The 19,438-nt window shown below is 43.8% G+C and carries 14 protein-coding genes; 9 read left to right on the top strand and 5 right to left on the bottom strand.

Annotation, left to right across the window (positions count from 1 at the left end; translation table 11 throughout):
- The first annotated feature begins 44 nt into the window (after positions 1-44).
- From MusilaSJ_RS14130 to MusilaSJ_RS14105, 6 genes are all read left to right on the top strand, one after another.
- A complete protein-coding gene (locus tag MusilaSJ_RS14130; protein ID WP_274985611.1) occupies positions 45-2,585 on the top strand; it encodes an OstA-like protein in 2,541 nt (846 codons plus the stop codon).
- Between the two features lie 270 nt (positions 2,586-2,855).
- On the top strand, positions 2,856-3,101 hold the full coding sequence (locus tag MusilaSJ_RS14125; protein WP_274985610.1) for a hypothetical protein: 246 nt from the start codon (positions 2,856-2,858) through the stop codon (positions 3,099-3,101).
- A gap of 370 nt (positions 3,102-3,471) precedes the next feature.
- A complete protein-coding gene (locus tag MusilaSJ_RS14120) occupies positions 3,472-4,557 on the top strand; it encodes a Gfo/Idh/MocA family protein (protein WP_274985609.1) in 1,086 nt (361 codons plus the stop codon).
- Between the two features lie 3 nt (positions 4,558-4,560).
- On the top strand, positions 4,561-5,289 hold the full coding sequence (locus tag MusilaSJ_RS14115) for a glucosamine-6-phosphate deaminase (protein ID WP_274985608.1): 729 nt from the start codon (positions 4,561-4,563) through the stop codon (positions 5,287-5,289).
- Positions 5,290-5,440: 151 nt separating this feature from the next.
- Positions 5,441-7,156, top strand: a complete 1,716-nt coding sequence (locus MusilaSJ_RS14110; protein WP_274985607.1) for a GMC oxidoreductase — start codon at positions 5,441-5,443, stop codon at positions 7,154-7,156.
- 25 nt (positions 7,157-7,181) lie between these two features.
- Positions 7,182-7,940, top strand: a complete 759-nt coding sequence (locus tag MusilaSJ_RS14105) for a 3-keto-disaccharide hydrolase (protein WP_274985606.1) — start codon at positions 7,182-7,184, stop codon at positions 7,938-7,940.
- Positions 7,941-8,094: 154 nt separating this feature from the next.
- Here MusilaSJ_RS14105 and MusilaSJ_RS14100 read toward each other — a convergent pair whose 3' ends face one another.
- The 5 genes from MusilaSJ_RS14100 to MusilaSJ_RS14080 all read right to left on the bottom strand — a co-directional run bounded on the left by MusilaSJ_RS14100 (position 8,095) and on the right by MusilaSJ_RS14080 (position 14,644).
- Complete coding sequence (locus MusilaSJ_RS14100; RefSeq protein WP_274985605.1) at positions 8,095-9,798, bottom strand: CocE/NonD family hydrolase; 1,704 nt, start codon at positions 9,796-9,798, stop codon at positions 8,095-8,097.
- A 30-nt stretch (positions 9,799-9,828) separates the two neighbouring features.
- The gene (locus tag MusilaSJ_RS14095; RefSeq protein WP_274985604.1) at positions 9,829-10,527 is read right to left on the bottom strand and encodes a LytR/AlgR family response regulator transcription factor; all 699 of its coding nucleotides are present in this window, start codon (positions 10,525-10,527) and stop codon (positions 9,829-9,831) included.
- A complete protein-coding gene (locus tag MusilaSJ_RS14090; protein WP_274985603.1) occupies positions 10,524-11,582 on the bottom strand; it encodes a sensor histidine kinase in 1,059 nt (352 codons plus the stop codon). Before MusilaSJ_RS14090 ends, MusilaSJ_RS14095 begins: the two co-directional genes overlap by 4 nt.
- A 152-nt stretch (positions 11,583-11,734) precedes the next feature.
- Positions 11,735-12,244, bottom strand: a complete 510-nt coding sequence (locus MusilaSJ_RS14085) for a DUF1801 domain-containing protein (RefSeq protein ID WP_274985602.1) — start codon at positions 12,242-12,244, stop codon at positions 11,735-11,737.
- A gap of 63 nt (positions 12,245-12,307) precedes the next feature.
- Entirely contained in the window at positions 12,308-14,644 is a 2,337-nt protein-coding gene (locus tag MusilaSJ_RS14080) for an efflux RND transporter permease subunit (protein WP_274985601.1), read from the bottom strand.
- Positions 14,645-15,058: 414 nt separating this feature from the next.
- Here MusilaSJ_RS14080 and MusilaSJ_RS14075 point away from each other — a divergent pair, with 414 nt between their 5' ends.
- The 3 genes from MusilaSJ_RS14075 (at position 15,059) to MusilaSJ_RS14065 (ending at position 19,434) form a co-directional block, all read left to right on the top strand.
- Positions 15,059-15,427, top strand: coding sequence for a diacylglycerol kinase family protein (locus MusilaSJ_RS14075; RefSeq protein ID WP_274985600.1), 369 nt, complete (start codon positions 15,059-15,061; stop codon positions 15,425-15,427).
- Complete coding sequence (gene recO / locus MusilaSJ_RS14070) at positions 15,417-16,142, top strand: DNA repair protein RecO (RefSeq protein ID WP_274985599.1); 726 nt, start codon at positions 15,417-15,419, stop codon at positions 16,140-16,142. The genes MusilaSJ_RS14075 and recO overlap by 11 nt, the downstream gene beginning before the upstream one ends.
- 907 nt (positions 16,143-17,049) lie before the next feature.
- Positions 17,050-19,434, top strand: coding sequence for a glycoside hydrolase family 3 C-terminal domain-containing protein (locus MusilaSJ_RS14065; protein WP_274985598.1), 2,385 nt, complete (start codon positions 17,050-17,052; stop codon positions 19,432-19,434).
- The last annotated feature ends 4 nt before the right edge of the window (positions 19,435-19,438 follow it).

Below are 19,438 nucleotides of genomic sequence, written 5' to 3'. Positions count from 1 at the left end.
TTGCCATTGTGAGGAAATACGTTTTATGCTTTTTGTTTTTGGCGATGGCAACTGCAGCTATGGCTCAAAAAAAATCAATTGTAAACCTGATACAATCTGAACGAAGCACCGGCGGAAAAACGGCTAGCGGCAGGCAGCTGATCAAGGTGTATAAAGGTGTATTTAAGCAGGATTATTCCCTCCTCCGGTCGGATAGTGCTTACTTTTACCCCAACGAAAACGCTTTTGACGCCTTTGGTAACGTAAACATAAACCAGGGCGATACGCTGAATATATTTTCGGATAAGCTGAACTATAATGGCAATACCAAAACAGCCATCCTTACCAATAATGTTAAGATGGTTGACCGCGATGCTACGCTAACCACTAATTATCTTACCTACAACACAGCCAGCCGCATAGGCACCTATACCGGCGGCGGAAAACTGGTGAATAAGGATAATGTGCTTACCAGTAAAAACGGCTACTATTTTGCTTTCAGCCGCGACTCTTATTTCCGGTACGACGTAGTGCTAACCACACCCGATGCCCTTATAAAAAACGATACCCTTAAGTATAATACAGGTACACGTATTGCCTATTTTTTCGGCCCAACCAATATTTATGGTACTAAGGACAAGGATACCCTATATACTGAAAACGGTTTGTATAACACTGTTACCGAGCAGGCATATTTTGGTAAAAAAAACTCATACAGGCAAGGAACCAAATCATTAAAAGGGGATAGCCTTTTTTATGATAAGTTAAAAGGATACGGCCGCGCGGTAAAGAACATCACCTTTGAAGATCGTGAACAGAAAGTAACCATTAAAGGCGATCTGGGTACTTACTATAGGGCAGAGGAAAAAACCGTTGTTACCGAAAATGCTTATGTGGTATTGATCTCCGAGCAAAGGGATACCAGTAAAACCGACACTACGGTTAAGCAATTGCCTGCCGGAAATAAAAATGCCAAAGCATCGGCAAAAAATGTTACCGACCTCACCAAAATTGCCAATGCCATAAAGCCCGATAGCAACCGCAAAGCCCCGGCTAATACTGTCCCTATTAAACAGCCATTTGCCATAGAAAAAAAAGATAGCGCCAATGTTGATATGGCAACTAAGCTGGTACAGGGCGCTTTACAAAATAATAAAGATGCCAATGCCGATGCTTTGATAAAAGCGACAACGCAGGCCAAAAAAGGGAACGAAAAACTGATTGACTCGGCGTTGAAGGCGGCGGCCCCGGCATTAAAAAATAATAAGGATAAAGCGAATATAAAAAACATAGGCAGCCTGGCCGGGGTAGCTGATGCTATTAAGCCTGGAATTGCTAAAGTAGCAGGAAAGCTTGTACCTGTAAAAGCAACTGTGACCTCAAAAGACACGAGCCACATCAAACGCGATTCGATATACATGACTGCTGATACCATCGAAACGCAGATCATGACCTATAAAAATCAAAAAATTTACCAGGAACGCCAGCGTACTTTACGCGATACTACACTGAAACAGCGGAAACTGGCGGCTGATAAAAAATCGTCGAAATTCCTTACTGCATATTATATAAAGGTACCTAAAGATACCAGCTATTTTCACCGCGACTTTTTTGGAAAGCCTAAACCGGTAAATGATTCATTACAACGAAAAAAGGACGCGCTTGCGGCTATTAAAAAAGCAAAGCAGGATAGTATAGCCCGTGAGCAGATGCAGCGGGACCCGGTTTTTAAACAATACCCTGTTAACCTGAAGGATACAGCACGGGTGAGGATGCTTATCGGGCACCACCATGTCAAGATCTTTAAATCCGACTTGCAGGCTAAATCCGATTCGGTATTTTACAGCAACAGCGACTCTACCATGCGCATGTATGTGAACCCTATTATCTGGACACAGGGTTCGCAGTTGAGCGGGGATACCGTGTATATGCAAATGCGCCATAAAAAGCTGGACAATATTGAACTGTTCCCCTCGGCATTTATCGTAAATATTGAAAAGGATGATTCAACGCATTTTAACCAGGTATCGGGTAAAAAAATGCGGGGATATTTTAAAGATGATAAGCTTGACCAGATGTATACGTTTGGCAATGCCGAAACTATATATTTTCAGCGCGACAGTGGCAAAGTTTCGGGGATGCAACGGTCATTGAGCAGCCGGATCCGTACCATTTTTAAAAAGAACCAGGCTACAGATATTTACTTTTTAACCAAGCCCGAAAACAGGTACATCCCTATTGATAAAGTAAAGGAAGACGATAAGATATTGAAAGGCTTTTTATGGAAGCCTAAAGAGCGTCCAGCTTCAAAAGAAGATATCATTAAAAAGCACAATAAAAAAGCGGCGCCGACCAAGTCGCCGGCAAAAAATGCTCCTGCTAAACCCGGAACTGTTAAGCGGGGAACAGACCTCAAGACGGATAGCCTGAAAGGTCCCGGATCAAAAAATATGCAGGATAGTACCCTAAAAGTTGATACAGGGAAGAATAATGCGATAAAATTTAAAAAGGATACGATAATCAGAAATTTTGCACCAAAACTACCCGAAAACGGGCAGAAAAAGGACAGTATTGTTAACAAAACGCCATCTGTTAAGAAAAACTGACTCAAAATGAAAAAAAAGTAACATTTTTTATCAAAAAAATTAGTCTACTAATTCTATAGTGCTTATATTTGACTAATTGTTATTATCGTTCTAACCAATTAGTTCTTTATGATAAATAATGAGGTCAGTCAACTTAAATTTAAAAGAGACAGCCGGCGGGCTATCTCTTTTTTTCTGCCTCTTTTTAAAACATGTTTAAACAACTGTTTTATTTGCCTGTAAAGTAAACATCATGCAATCCGGTGTGTTATCTTCATAAACGCTACCGCCATGATTGACCAAAAAGATACCACACCGGCCCCTAAAGATGGGAAATACGAATTCCTGATCAATTACTCAGAACGTGAGCTTACCTGCCGTGTTGAAAAAGAGCAAAATAAGCTGCATGTTTTTATTGATAACAATATCAATGCCGAGCTCGAGTTACAGCCCGACGGCAGCCTTACCCAGGTCAGCGGCAACGCCCTGCCCGAATCAACAATTGAGTTTATAAAAAAGCACGTGCTGGAGCAGTAAATGAGTTTAATCGTATACAGAATAAGATTTCTGTTTCGTTAAACTTGTTTTTGAATCTGCTGCCCTTTGTGCGAATTTACGTCTCTGCCATCCGTCATGCTGAACTTGTTTCAGCACCCCACAAGAAAGGTAGGCGCTTGGATTAGTACGCGGCTGAGCAAATGAGGTGTTGAAACAAGTTCAACATGACGGCAATTTTATTATCCATAGGAGGAACGAAGTATATTATAAAATCATCCTAAGTTGCCTTTATACATCTTCTAAAAATTTTCAATTTCTAAATATTATTCATTAATCTTGAACGGTATTCTTAACCCGGTAAATCCTGTGCGCTGTTCCAATTATCGGCGCTTAATTATATATACGTTTTATGAACAAAACTAAAGTAGCCATCCTGGGTGCCGGTTTTATTACCGATATCCACATGGAATCATACCATCGTTTTATCCCCGAAGCCGATGTTGTAGCCTGCTATGCCCGCAACTCCGAAAAAGCCAAAACCTTTGCCGAAAAATATCATATAGCCCAATGGTTTGATGATATTGATAAACTACTTGCCGAGTCGGGCTGTGAGGTGGTAGATATTTGTCTGCCCAATTACCTGCACGCCGAAGCTACTATTAAGGCAGCCAAAGCAGGCAAGCATGTTATCATCGAAAAGCCGCTGGCCGTAACCCTTGAAGAAGCTGATGAAATGATAGCCGTATGCAAGGCTAACAATGTAAAACTGATGTATGCAGAAGAGCTTTGCTTCGCACCAAAGTATGAGCGGGCAAGGCATTTGGTAAAGGAAGGGGCTGTTGGCGAAATCTATATGCTGAAACAGGGCGAAAAACATTCGGGCCCGCATTCGGATTGGTTTTATGATATCAATTTTTCCGGCGGTGGGGTGATCATGGATATGGGTTGCCATGCGTTAGGCTGGTTTAGGTGGATGCTGAATAATGCCAAACCTAAAAGTGTTTACGCCAGCATGAGCACCGTATTGCATAAAGGCCGCACCAAAGGCGAAGATAATTCGGTAATTATTGTTGAGTTTGAAAACGGCGTAACCGCAGTTGCCGAAAATAGCTGGGCCAAACACGGAGGCATGGATGACAGGTGTGAAATCCATGGTCTTGGCGGCGTTATTTATGCCGATTTGTTTATGGGCAATGCAGCGGTAACATATAGCCGCGACGGCTATGGTTATGCCATGGAAAAATCGGATACTACGCAGGGATGGAGCTTTACCATTTTTGAAGAGGCTTTTAACCAGGGTTATCCGCATGAGCTAAAACATTTTATTGATTGTGTACAAAACGATAAGACTCCACTTGTAACGGGCGAGGATGGCAGGGCTGTGCTCGAACTCATCTATGCTGCCTATGCATCGGCAGGAGCGGGTAAAAAAATTGAGCTGCCATTTTCGGCAAAGATTGATAAACCTGTAAATCTTTGGCTCGATAATAAATAGAAAATGAAACTACATATATATCCTGATTATAATACCATGTCGAAAGCTGCGGCCGATTTGGTAGTTACCCTGGTTAACCAAAAGCCCGATGCGCTGATCTGTTTTCCATCCGGAGATTCGCCAACCGGCATGTTCAGCTACCTGGTTCAATATGCAAACCTCGGTCGGGTTGATTTTAGCCAAACCAACTTTGTGGGACTGGATGAATGGGTTGGCCTCGATCGTACTAATGACGGCAGCTGTACTTACTTCCTCGAAAAGCATTTTTTTACGCCGCTTAACATTTCACCCAAAAAAGTTAAATTTTTTAATGCTGTGACTGATGATCTGGATGCCGAATGCCAGGCCATGAATAAACATATTGATAAACTTGGAGGATTAGATATGATGGTAGTTGGCGTGGGGCTTAATGGTCACATTGGCCTTAATGAGCCTGGTGCCGATTTTCGTTCTTATGCGCATCATTCGCCATTAGCTCCTATTACTATAGAGGTTGCACAAAAATACTTTACTACCGATACTGTTTTAACCGAAGGCATAACCCTTGGCTTACGGCATTTGGCCGAAGCCGCTGTGCCGGTGCTTATTGCCAGTGGAGATAAAAAAGCACCTATTATTGCGGAGGCTTTGCAAGGATGTGTTACTAATGATGTCCCGGCCTCAATATTTAAAACGCTGCAAAATGCGCAGATATTTATGGATGATGCCGCCGCAGCGCAACTGGAAGCTTAGCAGTATAAAAGCTGTTAGACTGGTGTGATGAGCTGAAAGCTTAAGGCAAAAAGCCGAAAATTTAAAGCTTTAAGCTTTCCGCCTTCCGCTTTCAGCTTAACTAAAACCTATTGACAATTAAATAGTTTATTAACCATAACCAATTGTAGCTATGCCTGACGAACCTAAAAATACTGCCGGTCAGTTTACTTTTGATGCCATTGTAATAGGCTCTGGCATTAGTGGTGGATGGGCGGCTAAGGAGCTTTGCGAACAGGGTTTAAAAACCCTTGTGCTTGAGCGTGGCCGGGATGTGCAACACATCAAGGATTATCCAACAGCAACCATGGATCCCTGGGAGTTTAAGCACCGCGGCGAAATGACGAAGGATTTTTTGAAAGAAAATCCACTGATTAGCAGGGCGGCAGGTTATGGTGAAGATGATGCCCATTTCTTTGTAAAAGATAAAGATCATCCTTATATACAGGAAAAGCCGTTCGACTGGATCCGCGGTTACCAGGTTGGGGGTAAGTCGCTTACGTGGGGGAGAGCTTGCCAGCGCTGGAGTAGGTATGAGTTTGAAAACCCTGCACGTTTTGGTTACGGCATTGAGTGGCCTATTGGTTATGATGATGTAGCGCCATGGTATTCACATGTAGAGAAATTTATAGGCGTTTGCGGTAACAAAGATGGCATTGAAGCTATGCCTGATGGTGAGTTTTTGCCTCCTTTTGATATGAACGCGGTGCAGGAACATATCAGCAAAAAGATAAAAGAAAACTATCCCGACAGGCACCTGGTACATGCCCGCTGGGCGCACATTACCAAGCCCGAGCAGATCCATATAGATCAGGGCCGGGTTAAATGCATGGCACGTAATCTGTGTATGCGCGGCTGTCCTTTCGGTGGTTATTTTAGCTCGGTAAGTTCAACGCTGCCATGGGCCAAAAAAACGGGTAACCTTACTATACGTCCGTTTTCGGTAGCGCATTCAATTATTTATGACGAAAAGCTTGGCAAAGCTACCGGGGTAAAAGTTATTGACACCAATACCAAAGAGGAGTTTGTGTATAAGGCCCGGATCATTTTTATGAATGCTTCGGCATTGAATACTAACCTCATCCTGCTCAATTCAAAATCAGAAAGGTTCCCGAACGGGCTTGGCAATGATAATGGCTTGTTAGGCAAATACATTGCCTTCCAGAATTACCGGGCATCGGTAACGGCCGATATGGATGGCTTTTTAGATCGTTATTATTTCGGCCGAAACCCAACAGAGCTCATTCTGGCTAATTATCGAAACCTGCACAAACAGGAAACCGATTATAAAGGCGGTTTCACCACTTTTATGGGCGCATACCGCAACCGGGGACCAAAGGAAACTGCTGAAGACAAAATAGGGAGCGCTTACAAAGATTCCCTTACGGAACCGGGCGGCTGGAGTGCTTATATGTACCTGCAGGGCGAAACCATACCCAAGGCCAGCAATCATGTACGCTTAAGTCCGGATAAAAAAGACCAGTGGGATATTCCGCTGCTGATCACTTCGGTTGAGTATGATGATAACGACGAGCGCATGATCCAGGACTTTTTAACCCAGACTGCTGATATGTTTGAGAAGGCAGGCTGCACTAATATCCAAAAGCATGAAAACAAGCAGGCCCCAGGTCTCGATATCCATGAAATGGGTGGCGTACGTATGGGTAAAGACCCTAAAACGTCGCTGCTTAACCAGTGGAACCAGTTGCATCTGTGTAAAAACGTATTTGTTACCGACGGCGCCTGCATGACCACTACAGGAAACCAGAGCCCATCGATATTGTATATGGCATTAACCGCCCGTGCAGCTACATATGCCGCAGGCGAATTTAAAAAGGGAAATCTTTAAAACTTACTAATTAAACAGAACACCAATGAACAAGTTATTCTTAATAGCACTAACAGCCATAGCAGTAAGCGGCTGCCATTCGTCCACCCCCAAAAACTATAATAATGACAGCACCAGTGTTGCTGATACCAATCAAAAAAAGGATAGCACTGCTGCGGCATTTGAACCTTTGTTTGATGGCAAAACCACCAATGGCTGGCATGCCTATGGTAAACCGGCACCGGGTTTGGCCTGGAAAGCGGAAGATGGCATATTGCACCTCGACGCATCGCAAAAAGGCGACTGGCAAAGCAAAAACGGCGGTGACATGGTAAGCAATGAGGAATACGGCAATTTTGACCTTAAACTGGAATGGAAGATTTCCAAAGGCGGTAATAGTGGTATCCTGTTCCATGTTAAGGAAGATACTACTAAGTATAAGTACAGCTATTTTACCGGCCCCGAATGCCAGGTAGTTGATAACAAAGAAAACGAGGATGGCAAACTCATCAAACATCGCGCAGGTGATCTGTATGACCTGATCTCGATATCAAAAGAAGTAATTAAACCGGCCGGCGAATGGAACCAGGTGGAGATAGTTTGCAATAACAGCATGCTTGATTTTACCATCAATGGTGAGCATGTATTGTCAACTACGCTATGGGATGATAACTGGAAAAAACTTGTAGCTGGTAGTAAATTTAAACAATGGCCCGATTTCGGCACCTTTAAAACCGGTCACATCGTACTGCAGGACCACGGTGCAGATGTTTGGTACAGGAATATTGAGATTAAGAAGCTGTAAGGCTTGTCCATGACAAAATCGTCATTATTGTGAATTGAAAAATTTAACATATGAAGACTTGCGAAGTTTAAAAAACTTCGCAAGTCTGGATTCTACAATGTGACGATATATTTTATATTCCTGCCTCTTGTTTCCTGGCGTCTTGCGTCTTTCCTCACCTGAGCACCGGAATATTAATATAACTGTCATTAAACCATTTTATTTGCAGCGGCACTTTAGCATCACTGATAGTTTCGTCACTTACATTCTTACCTGTTCCGTAGTTGATTTGCTCAAAAGGGCTCTTGTTGATATTGAGCAGGATCACGATACGGCTGCCTTTGCTAAATTGCTTGCTGGTGATATAGCTGTTGGTAAAGGGAATGTTTTCCATTTGTCCCGGTTTTAATAAATGCCTTTTCTCCGGGTTGCCGGCATAACTCGCCCTGCCCATAAAGTAAGTGAGATAAAAGTATTTACCGTTTGGCATTTCTTCAAACATCACCACGTGGTAGTCCATATCTTTTTTATTGATGATGGTTTTTAAAACGCCCGAAAAAGCTCCGCTTAAAGTTAAAGGCTTTTCGAGCGGATCACTTTTAAAAACGAGGCTGCTGCCGGTATTCAGCGTGTCGTAAATAAGCTGATTTAAAAAATAATAACTGCTGATACTATCTCGGTTGGCAAAATCTACACGTTGAGATGTGAAAGCTTTCTTCAATGGTTTAACCGGAGATAACCGGGAATTATCCAGGTAAAATTTCAGGGTATCGTTACTCATTTGCTTTAATGAAGGCACATGTTTCCACTCGTTGCTACCCATAACTTCAAAGTTGAATTTATTCTTTAGGATAGCAGGTTTGGGTTTGTTTTTGAAGATATAGTCAAACCACTGGTAAATAATTTGGTGGATGTTGATCCGCGCCGCATCATCAATGCGGTAACCGTTAAAAACCGAATCGGGATGCCCCTGTGAACCGAAATGCCCGTAGGGGCCGATGATGACATAGTGATTGGCGTTATAATTATATTTAAGATGTTCGCGATAGTAATACATGCCGCCAATTTGTCCGCCATCGTAGTAGCCGGTAGTTGTTAACACGGGTATGTTGATATCTGCAAATTCTTTTTTATAAGGGATCATATCCTGCCAATATTGATCATAAGTGGGGTGTGCTACCCAGTGCCTGAACATGTTATTGGGCCCTCTGCCAGTAAGGCTGTCGAGCGTGTGATATGCTAATCCTGTATTATACCATTTCCAGTACAGCTGGTTCCACTGCGGACTGTTGTAATCTTTTTCATCCAGGAATTTATTGTTACCGGTGTAATAGGTCCACGAAAAAACGAAGCTCATTTGCACATTATTGGTCATGGGTACATCAAGTCCTGGTGCTACCGCGGCCGATGGTACAATGGTTTTAAGCGCCGGGTGAAGCTTTTTGGTAGCTGCCCATTGGGTAAAGCCGTTATAACTGCCTCCGTACATGCCAACCCGGCCATCGCTCCAGGGTTGTTTGCTGATCCAGTCAATCACATCGTATGCATCGCGGCCATCGGTTTCATAAGCCAGCGGCTTACCGGGACTGTTCCATTTGCCGCGGGTATAGGCAAATACGCCAACATAACCCCTATCTGCAGCTTCCTGTGTTTTTAATGTATCGGTACGGCGGGCATATATGGTGAATTGAAAAATGGTTGGCAGCTTTTCGGTTACACTTTTTTTACGGGTTATCATTACTGTTATAAATGCACCCTTACGGGTTTTTAACAGTACGCTATCCTGAAGATAAATTCCCGTAGTTTTTTTGTTTTGTGCCGATGCCATTTTGCCAAAAACAAGGCATAGCAAGAGCAGAGAGATTAATTTTCTAATCATTTTTAATTGTTGTAATATGTAATGGTTGATCTACTTATTTGCCGCCCAATGCCTGAACTTTGCCGATTGCCGTTCGGAAACTTCCAGTTGCGCGCCGGTGCTAATGGTTATTTTTAAGCGGCCATCCAGGGTTGTTATGGTTTGTATGTATTGCCTGTTAATGATCTGTGCACGGTTGATCCTGAAAAATATGCTGCTGTTCAATTTATCTTCTAAATGGTTGAGCGAGCTTTTCAGGAACACGTTTTTATCGCCAAAAAAGATCCGGACATAGTTATCCATCGATTCGATAAGATGTACCGAGCTCCATTGAATAAAATGGTATTGCTGACGGTCTTTCACAAAGATCTGTCCGGCGGGATCTGCCTTGCTTAACCGCTGCCTTGCCTGTGCTATAGCTTTTTCAAATCTTTCATCGCGGATGGGTTTTACGAGGTAATCAAGCGCACTTACTTCGAAAGCTTTAACGGCATACTGGTCATAAGCCGTTGTAAATATCACCGGCGGAACCTGCTCTAATGACTCCAGTAAGTCGAAGCCTGATTTTTCGGGCATCTGGATGTCTAAAAAAAGGAGGTCTGGCATTTGCTCGCCTATCATTTTCAGGGCATCGTCGGCATTGACAGCCTCTCCCATAATTTCAAAGTCAGGGTTATTGCCAAGCAGGCGCCTTATTTCACTTCGGGCGGCACGTTCATCATCAATAATCAAAACCCTTACCTTTTTCATGCTAAAGGGATTTTAATAGTTGCTGTTACCATGTCATTAGCTTCGCTGATGATAAAATAGGCTGCGCCTTTGTACTGTAATCGCAAACGTTCGCTCAAATTTTTAATGCCTAATCCGCTGCTTTCTTCAACAGGCTTTAAGCTGCCCGGATTGGTTATACATATCGTTAAACCGCTATGGTTATTAGTGAGTTTTATGCTGATAAGCCCCCCTTGCTTCTGCTGGCCGATGCCGTGCTTAATAGCATTTTCAACAAGCGTTTGAATACACAAGCGGGGAATAAGTATACTATGATACTCATCGCCCGCTTCAATGTGATACTGCAAACGCTCTTCAAGCCGGAGTTTTTCCAGTTCGAGGTAATCTTTAACAAGTTCCAGCTCTTCTTTTATGGAGATCATTTGTTTGTCGCCGCTGTAAAGGGAGTCCCGCAGCAGATCGGCCAGCAGGTCAATTGCCCGCCTTGCCGATTTGGGATCATCAATAACCAAAGCTTTGATGTTATTTAAAGAGTTGAACAGAAAATGAGGATTAAGCTGCGCCGAAAGGTTATTAAGCTGTGCATCGCGGGTAATAACCGCCAGCCGGGCGTTTTCCTTAGCAATGCCAATCTCGCGTTTTGAATAGTGGTACATGTGATAGGCAAGCAGCCAGATGGACATCAGGCGTACTCCGGCTACAAAAATGCTATCACGGTAGAAATCAAAAAAATCACCGAACGCTTCCGAGAACCCCGGTTTAAACCACACTCTGAAAAGGTAAACCTTTGCAACAGTTACAAACAGGTAAACCAACCCCAATACTATAACTGTGGGTACCAACCGGGGTATTAATTTGTTTAATCCGAGGTTTTGCCAGCCCAACTTTACTGCAAAGCGACGGTAAACGTGGGTTATGGTAATATAAACGGCAACATCGGTAGTAAATTGAAGAATGCCCAACCACAAGTTAAAGCCCGGCTGATTGTAGCCGGTATACCCCCAGTAAAGCGCCGCAACCGACCAGCCAATAAGCTGGCATTTCCAATAAAGTGATATAGTTACCTGCTGTTTCAATTTGCCTGTTGCCGAATTATTATCAAAACAACAAAAACTATTATACAGTTAAAAGATAAAGTACATGAGTGCAGGAATTTAGGGGATAAGCGCAGGCGGGGGGAAGAATCAAGACTTTTAGATGCAGGAGTCAGGAGTGTTATAGCTTATATTCATAATGATTTATAGACTTTAACGGCGCTAATTCTTAGGCGCTTTGAGTTTCTTTTCGCGCTTATTGATACCATTTTTACAATAGTTTTGCCTTGGGTTAGTTGTTTGGCATCTTTAACTTTTGCCAGTGAATTCTGCCAGGCCTCATCAACCAGTTTTTTTATTTCCTGCTGCGGAAAAGCTTCAATATCGTTCACCAGCAAATAGCGGTACTGCTTGCCTTCGCCAATAAGTATTTTGTGCGGATCGGAAAGTTCAGCGCCCCAGTAAAAGCCGAAATGGGTATTGTAATTACCCCCACGGTACAGGGCAAATGAGCAAAAGATATGGCTCATTTTTTTGGTAGGCGACCAGCCCACGGCCAAAGCATTGTAATTATCATAAATAAGCTCATTGGCCTGCGGGTACAGATCCCATATGAAATCGCGCAGCCATAAAGCACACTCCCGCACTTCGGATGGGAAGGTCCTCAAAAAGAAAAGCAGATCGGTAACCTCTTCTTTCGGCATTATATAAATGTACAAAGAATTCGCCTGAACCGGGATGACCGGCAGAAAAATTAATTCCTGATTCTATTCCTCAATATCCGGTCCCTTAATCTTCTTCCGGTCAACGCCGCCTTCAAGCGATAGTAAAAACGCAGGTAGCAAAGTAAGGTTACTGATCATGGCCACAAGAAGAGTTATAGATAACAGGATCCCCAGTGCCGCAGTACCTCCAAATTTTGATACCGCAAAGATCCCGAAACCGAAAAATAACACGGTAGCGATAAAGATCATGCTCACCCCGGTTTCGCGGATGGTATCTGAAACTATTTGCGAGATGCTCTTTTTGCTGTGACGTAATTCATGACGGTAACGGGTAATGAAATAGATGGTCTGATCGGACGAGATGCCCATGGCTATGCTGAATATCAATATAGTCGACGGCTTAAGCGGGATACCAAAAAAACCCATAATGCCGGCTGTGATAACAAGCGGAACAAGGTTCGGCACCAGCGATATGGCAATCATTTTTATGCCACGGAAGAGGATCCACATAACACCAGCTATCAGCGCTATAGCCCAGGCCAGGCTTTCATAAAGGTTTGTCAACAGGTAGTTGGTGCCTTTTATAAATATGATACTTGAACCCGTTAGTTCAACATGAAACTTCTTCGGATTGAAAATAGAATCGATCCTGGGTTGTAATTCGGCCAGTACGGTATTCATCTTTTTTGAGCCGGCATCAACCATTTCAAAGGTAACCCGGGTAACGCGATGGGTGCTGTCGAGATAGGTTTTCAGCAGGCCGCTTGTACCTTTGCCTGAGTTTCCGGCATAGTTGAGGATAAAGTTTTGCTCCAGTCCGTCGGGCAATCGGTAGTACTCCGGGTTGCCGCCATAAAACGCCTGTGTGCTGAATTTCAACACCTGGATCAACGATACTGAACGGCTGAACTCAGGATATGATGAAATTAGTTTTTCCAGCTTCTCTACCTTACGGATGGTAGCTAAGTTCATTACGCCGTTTTTGCGTTTGGTATCGATACTAACCTCCAGGGGTAGCACCCCTTTAAAATTCGATTCAAAAAATTTAAGATCATGCAGGGTATTATTGCTTTGCGGCAAATCGTCAACCACATATCCATTGATATTAATCCTGATCATACCAGCAATGGAGATGATAACCAATATAGCTGTAGCTAAATAAATAGTTTTACGTTTAGTATGCACCAGTTTATCTAAAGTGGCCAGCAGGCCGTCCATCAGTTTGCTGTCTTTAATGCCAGTTTGGCTTGCCCTTGGCGCTGGCAGGAAACTGAAAATAATAGGTACCAAAATAAGGCTCAATGCAAAAGTACCCAGGATGCCGATTGAAGCTACCAGGCCAAACTGGGTAAGCAATTCGCTGTTAGTAAAGCATAATACACCGAAACCTATGGCTGTTGTAACATTGGCGATAAAAGTGGTAATGCCTGCACGCTCAACAGCTACTTCCAAAGCAGCCATTTTATTACCGCTGATGCCGTACTCATGAAAATATTTATTGAGGATGAACACACAGTTAGGGATGCCGATCACCACAATAAGCGGGGGAATGATGCCCGTAAGAATGGTCATTTCATAATGCATTAGCCGCAATACGCCCAGGCTAAATATCACACCCAATATCACGATCATCACCGGGAAAATAACCGGGAATACCGACCGGAAAAAAAGCAAAAGGATAAGGCCGGTAATGGCTACCGAAAGGCTCAGGAATAATGAAAACTCGTGAGCTACCAGGTCGCCAACCACGGTGCGGATCAGTGGTAAACCCGAATAGTGTACTTTAATATTATGTTTCTTTTCAAATGCCTGCCCAAGCTGGTCGATCTTTTTAATGATAGGCACGCGGAAAGGGGTATTGATGATCTTATCGTCAAAAGTGATGGCCATTAAGGTACTTTGGCCATCTTCACTTACAACTAAGCCTTTGTAAAATGGCATGGAAGCAAGTTGTTGTTTTACACTATCAACTGCCGCGGTGGTTGGCAGCGGACCGGTAACCAAAGGCTTCAGTACAAATTTATGCTGCAGGGTGTCCTTTTGCAGGTTGTAGATATTAGCAGCCGAGATCACAGCTTTGATCCCTTTTATTTTCTTTAACTGTTCGCCAATCTGGTACCAGTCATTAAAAACATCTTTATCAAAAATATCGGGTGATTTAATCCCGATAACCATCGATGAAGCATCCTGCCCGAAGGTTTTCTTAAACTCGGCGTAGCGGATAAAAGCCGAATCGGTAACCGGAAGCACTTTGCCGCCATTGAAGGTGATTTTTACTTTCGACGCTTCATAGCCCATAAAGGCACTCAGCGCTAAAACGCAAATAAAAATTATCAGCCTGTTTTTAAGAATTGCAGAAGCTATATGTTTCCAGAACATTATTAACAATATATAAGAGAGAGGCGCAAAACTACAAAAAATGCGTTATCTGCCTATTAATGATAGTGATAATGTGACAATGAGTTAACGGGTAAAGGATTGTACGTTATCGCCTGATCTACTTGCGGCGTTTAGTGTTCAATTTTTTTAGGGCTGAACACTTGTTGTTGTTTTATAAAATATTGGCCTTGATAATCAGTTAGTTATGTTTTGTTGGATTGACTGTTTTTGAGTATTTGAACAACTTAGTGTTGATAATCAGGGTTTTGCGTTTTGGTAAAAGAAAAAGTTGAACACCGGTTTTTTTAAAAGTTGAACACTTGTATTATGCCCTTTGCTATTGGTGCCATACCTATGGCAGGAGCGCTGTAAATGCGCTATCCGGTTTTGTGCCTAAACTTTGTATTTTTGAACATGAAAAGGTTGGTACGCAGTTTTGGTTTTGCGTTTAAGGGTTTGGGGTATGCTGCTAAAACCCAGCCTAACTTCAGGTTTCATTTGGTGGCCGGAACGATCGCCGTAATCCTGGGCTTACTTTTTCAGATCTCAACTGCCGAGTGGCTTTGGCTTGCGGCCTGCATTGCAGTAGTGCTTATCACCGAATTACTCAATACTTCGCTCGAAACATTGACCGACCTGGTTTCGCCTACTTATAACGAAAAAGCGGGGCATGTAAAAGATATAGCTGCCGGCGCTGTTGTTGTGGCTGCCTTATTTGCACTGATAACGGGGATAGTTATTTTTTTACCGAAGATCATTTTATTGATAAGGCATGCTGCATAAAACCCGGGGCATCATATTCAGGGCTACTGATTACGGCGAAAGCAGTGTGATCGTACAGATCTTTACTGAGAGATTTGGCCTGCAATCGTACATCATTAATGGTGCTAAAAAGCCCAAGGCTAAAATAGGCAGGAACATGCTGCAACCCCTTCATTTGTTAGATCTGGTGGTTTATCACAAAAATACAGGCAGCGTGCAGCGCATTTCCGAATTAAAGAATGCGCCGGTATTGCTCAGTATCCCTTACGATGTGATTAAGAGCTGTATAGCCATATTTTTGAACGAAGTGTTGTACAAAGCGATAAAACAGCAATCGCCGGATGAGAACCTGTTCGACTTTATTTTCAGCGCTATTGAATGGCTCGATCATCAAACCGAAAGTGTTGCTAACTTTCACCTAATATTTTTAACCCGGCTTACCCGTTACCTTGGCTTTTACCCCGACCGCTACATGGCGGGTGAAGCTGATTATTTCGATATTAAAAACGGACAGTTCACGCGCTATAAGCCCGAAAGCATTTCCTACCTCTCGCCCCCGCATACTCAGAATTTTGCTCTTGTACTCCAAACCGGCTTTGAAGATATGCACCTGCTTAAACTAAGCAATGATGAACGCCGCTACCTGGTGCAAAAGCTGCTGGAATATTACGCTATGCATATCGAGGGCTTCGGCAATATCAAATCGGCAGATGTATTGGAAGAGGTGTTGGTGTAGGTCTAAAGTTCAAATTTTCTCTTTTTTGCGTTAGCGATAGTAGCGGATACAGGCCAACGTGGCTAAGGCCTGGAGCAGTATGAGCGGATAGCGCGGGCCACAGGCAACGCCCATATTACAAAACAGATCAAATATGTCATTATAAGGAACGACGCAATCCACCACAGGCATGTAATAGGCTATTGTTGTAATGAACTATATCGTAGCGCTCTTGGCCGCGCTGGGCCAGTTACTTTTGTCGCTACAAAAGTAACCAAAAAGGCTTGCAGCAGAAAGGCTTCTTTGCGCACGTCCCTCCCCTAAGTCCACCGCATTGCCTTTGCCCTGCAAAACCAGCAGAACCACGGGCTGCAATTATTTTGCCCCGATTCGCACTCGTCCCATGCTTCTGCAAAAACTTGCTATGCCCCCGCAACTGCACACTCCCAACATGTTCTGCTCGTTTTCACCCGAAGCTAATCTGCTGCGGGAAGCTTGATTTCTCAAACTTGTCATGTTGAGTGATTAAATCCATGGACGCTGAAGGTGAAATGAAAAAAGAGGGCCTGTCAGTCTGAGCCTGTCGAAGACTCGCGCGCAGAGGCCTACCCACCATGCTTCGACGGGCTCAGCATGACACCCGTTTTAAGTTGTCATGGGTGGGCACGAAGCAATCCCCAATAAGCAGAGCCGCTTTACACATTCGCCCTGTAAAGTCGGGGATTGCCGCGCTGCGCTCACAATGACGGGTAGAAAGGCTCCATCGTCTCATTTCCTCCTCTCCACCCGTATTCTTTATCTATTCATCGATAAAACTTGCTATTGTAAAACTTAATTTTTACTATTGTGTAATAATGACACAAAGAGTGTGATTTTTACTCTTGTGGTACCGCCAATTAGTGCCCTTTAACCTATTTAATTTTAAAAAATGAGAACGAGCTACAAACTACACGTTGCTTTAGCATGCGTTTTATTTGCCGGTGGCATTCACCAGGCAGCACATGCTCAAAGCAAAAATTCCGCGCCGCAGCTAAGTGCAACAAACGTAAAACAGATTGTTGCCGCCATGACACTCGAAGAAAAATCGAAGCTGGTTGTAGGGATGGGTTTTAAGATGCCTGGGGTACCGCCGCCGGTAAAGGGTAAAAAGCCCGAAGCTATTGATATAGGTGGTTTTAAACTGCCTCCGTCTGATCCGGATGCTTATAATATCCCCGAAAAAGTACCCGGAGCTGCCGGTCGCACGCATGCTATTCCACGTTTGGGCATCCCTTCTATCACGGTATCTGATGGTCCGGCGGGATTAAGGATCGAGCCTATCCGCAATGGCGATAAATCAAAAACCTATTATGCTACGGCGTTCCCGGTTGCCACCTTGCTGGCCTCAACCTGGGATACACAGCTTGTAAATAAAGTAGGTGTTGCCTTCGGTAACGAAGTGCGCGAATACGGTGTGGATATATTACTTGCACCGGGTTTGAACATCCATCGTAACCCGCTCGGCGGCCGAAATTTTGAATATTATTCTGAAGACCCCTTAGTGGCCGGCAGTATGACCGCTGCCATTGTTAACGGTATCGAATCAAACGGGGTAGGTACTTCTATTAAACATTACGCCGCCAATAACCAGGAAACCAACCGTAACTCCATCAGCACTATAGTAAGTGAGCGTGCTATGCGCGAAATATATCTGCGTGGTTTTGAGATTGCGGTAAAAAAAGCACAACCCTGGACGGTGATGTCATCATACAATAAACTGAACGGCACTTTTACATCCGAAAGGCGCGACCTGCTTACCACAATCCTAAAAAAGGAGTGGGGTTTTAAAGGTTTTGTCATGACCGATTGGTTTGGTGGTAAAGATGCCGTTGCGCAGATGAAAGCCGGCAACGACCTGCTGATGCCGGGTAATCCAACTCAATCAGAAGATATAGTAGCCGCTGTAAAAAGCGGTAAGCTTAGCGCTCAGCAGCTTAATGCCAACGTTGAGCGCATCCTGAATGTGATAGTTCAATCGCCAACGTTTAAAAAATATAAATATTCTGATGCACCTGATCTGGCCGGTCATGCTGCTGTAGCCCGCGAGGCCGCCGCGCAGGGTATGGTGCTTTTAAAAAATGACGATCACGCGCTGCCGTTTGGTGCAGGTAAAAGGATAGCTGTTTTCGGCAATACCTCATATGATATTATTGCAGGTGGTACCGGCAGCGGCGATGTGAATAAAGCCTATACCATTTCGTTAATGCAGGGCCTGGCGAACGCAAACTTCAAATTACAGGAAACGCTGTCAAATAATTACAAAGCGTACCTGACTGATATGAAGGCCAAACAGCCAAAACCTAAGAACTTTTTTGATCATCCTGCCCCAATACCCGAAATGGATGTGAACGCAATCGTGGGCGACGAAGCTAACGGTGCTGATGAAGCGCTGATCACGATAGGTCGTAACGCGGGCGAAGGCGCCGACCGTAAACTGGAAAGTGATTATTACTTGAACGATGCTGAAAAAGGCCTGATTAGCGGTGTTGCCAATGCATTTCATGCTAAAGGCAAAAAGGTGATTGTTGTATTAAACATTGGCGGCGTGGTTGATGTTACCGCCTGGCGTGATAAAGTTGACGGTATTTTGCTGGCATGGCAGCCTGGGCTGGAAGCAGGTAACGCCATTGCCGATGTGCTGAGCGGTAAAGTAAACCCCTCTGGTAAACTGGCAACCACTTTCCCTGCCGACTATAAAGATGTGCCATCGGCTAATAACTTCCCCGGTACGCCCGAAGGTAAACCAACCCAGGTTATCTATGAGGAAGGTATTTACGTGGGTTATCGTTATTATGACGCTGCCAAAGTTAGCCCGGCCTATGAGTTTGGCTATGGCTTGTCATACACCAACTTTAAATTCAGCGATCTGAAACTAAGCTCAAAGGTTTTCAAAAACATGATCACTGCCTCGGTTACTGTTAAAAATACCGGTGATGTTGCCGGTAAAGAGGTGGTGCAACTATATCTCGCTGCTCCTAAAAAAGATTTGGATAAACCGGAAGATGAACTGAAGGCTTTTGGCAAAACCAAACTGCTGGCACCGGGCCAATCTCAAACACTAACGTTTGCGATTAAAGCAGCTGATCTGGCTTCATTTTATACCGACAGGCAGGCCTGGATAGCTGATGAAGGGGACTATAAAGTGAAAATAGGTTCATCATCGCGCAAAATAGAGGAAACGGCATCTTTTAGCCTGGCCAAAGATATCACTGTTGAAAAGGTAAATAAGGCACTGCTGCCCGAACAAACTATAAAAGAACTAAAACTAAAGTAAAACC

The organism is Mucilaginibacter sp. SJ, from assembly GCF_028993635.1.
Lineage (GTDB): Bacteria > Bacteroidota > Bacteroidia > Sphingobacteriales > Sphingobacteriaceae > Mucilaginibacter.
Note: the sequence above shows the minus strand (reverse complement) of the source record. Positions and strands in the feature narration are given on the sequence as shown.

Coding starts and splice junctions, on each gene's coding strand:
- MusilaSJ_RS14065 (WP_274985598.1), top strand. CDS start 17,050: ATGAGAACGAGCTACAAACTACACGTTGCTTTAGCATGCGTTTTATTT.
- MusilaSJ_RS14100 (WP_274985605.1), bottom strand. CDS start 9,798: ATGATTAGAAAATTAATCTCTCTGCTCTTGCTATGCCTTGTTTTTGGC.
- MusilaSJ_RS14075 (WP_274985600.1), top strand. CDS start 15,059: ATGAAAAGGTTGGTACGCAGTTTTGGTTTTGCGTTTAAGGGTTTGGGG.
- MusilaSJ_RS14125 (WP_274985610.1), top strand. CDS start 2,856: ATGATTGACCAAAAAGATACCACACCGGCCCCTAAAGATGGGAAATAC.
- MusilaSJ_RS14120 (WP_274985609.1), top strand. CDS start 3,472: ATGAACAAAACTAAAGTAGCCATCCTGGGTGCCGGTTTTATTACCGAT.
- MusilaSJ_RS14115 (WP_274985608.1), top strand. CDS start 4,561: ATGAAACTACATATATATCCTGATTATAATACCATGTCGAAAGCTGCG.
- recO (WP_274985599.1), top strand. CDS start 15,417: ATGCTGCATAAAACCCGGGGCATCATATTCAGGGCTACTGATTACGGC.
- MusilaSJ_RS14105 (WP_274985606.1), top strand. CDS start 7,182: ATGAACAAGTTATTCTTAATAGCACTAACAGCCATAGCAGTAAGCGGC.
- MusilaSJ_RS14110 (WP_274985607.1), top strand. CDS start 5,441: ATGCCTGACGAACCTAAAAATACTGCCGGTCAGTTTACTTTTGATGCC.
- MusilaSJ_RS14085 (WP_274985602.1), bottom strand. CDS start 12,244: ATGCCGAAAGAAGAGGTTACCGATCTGCTTTTCTTTTTGAGGACCTTC.
- MusilaSJ_RS14080 (WP_274985601.1), bottom strand. CDS start 14,644: ATGTTCTGGAAACATATAGCTTCTGCAATTCTTAAAAACAGGCTGATA.
- MusilaSJ_RS14130 (WP_274985611.1), top strand. CDS start 45: ATGGCAACTGCAGCTATGGCTCAAAAAAAATCAATTGTAAACCTGATA.
- MusilaSJ_RS14095 (WP_274985604.1), bottom strand. CDS start 10,527: ATGAAAAAGGTAAGGGTTTTGATTATTGATGATGAACGTGCCGCCCGA.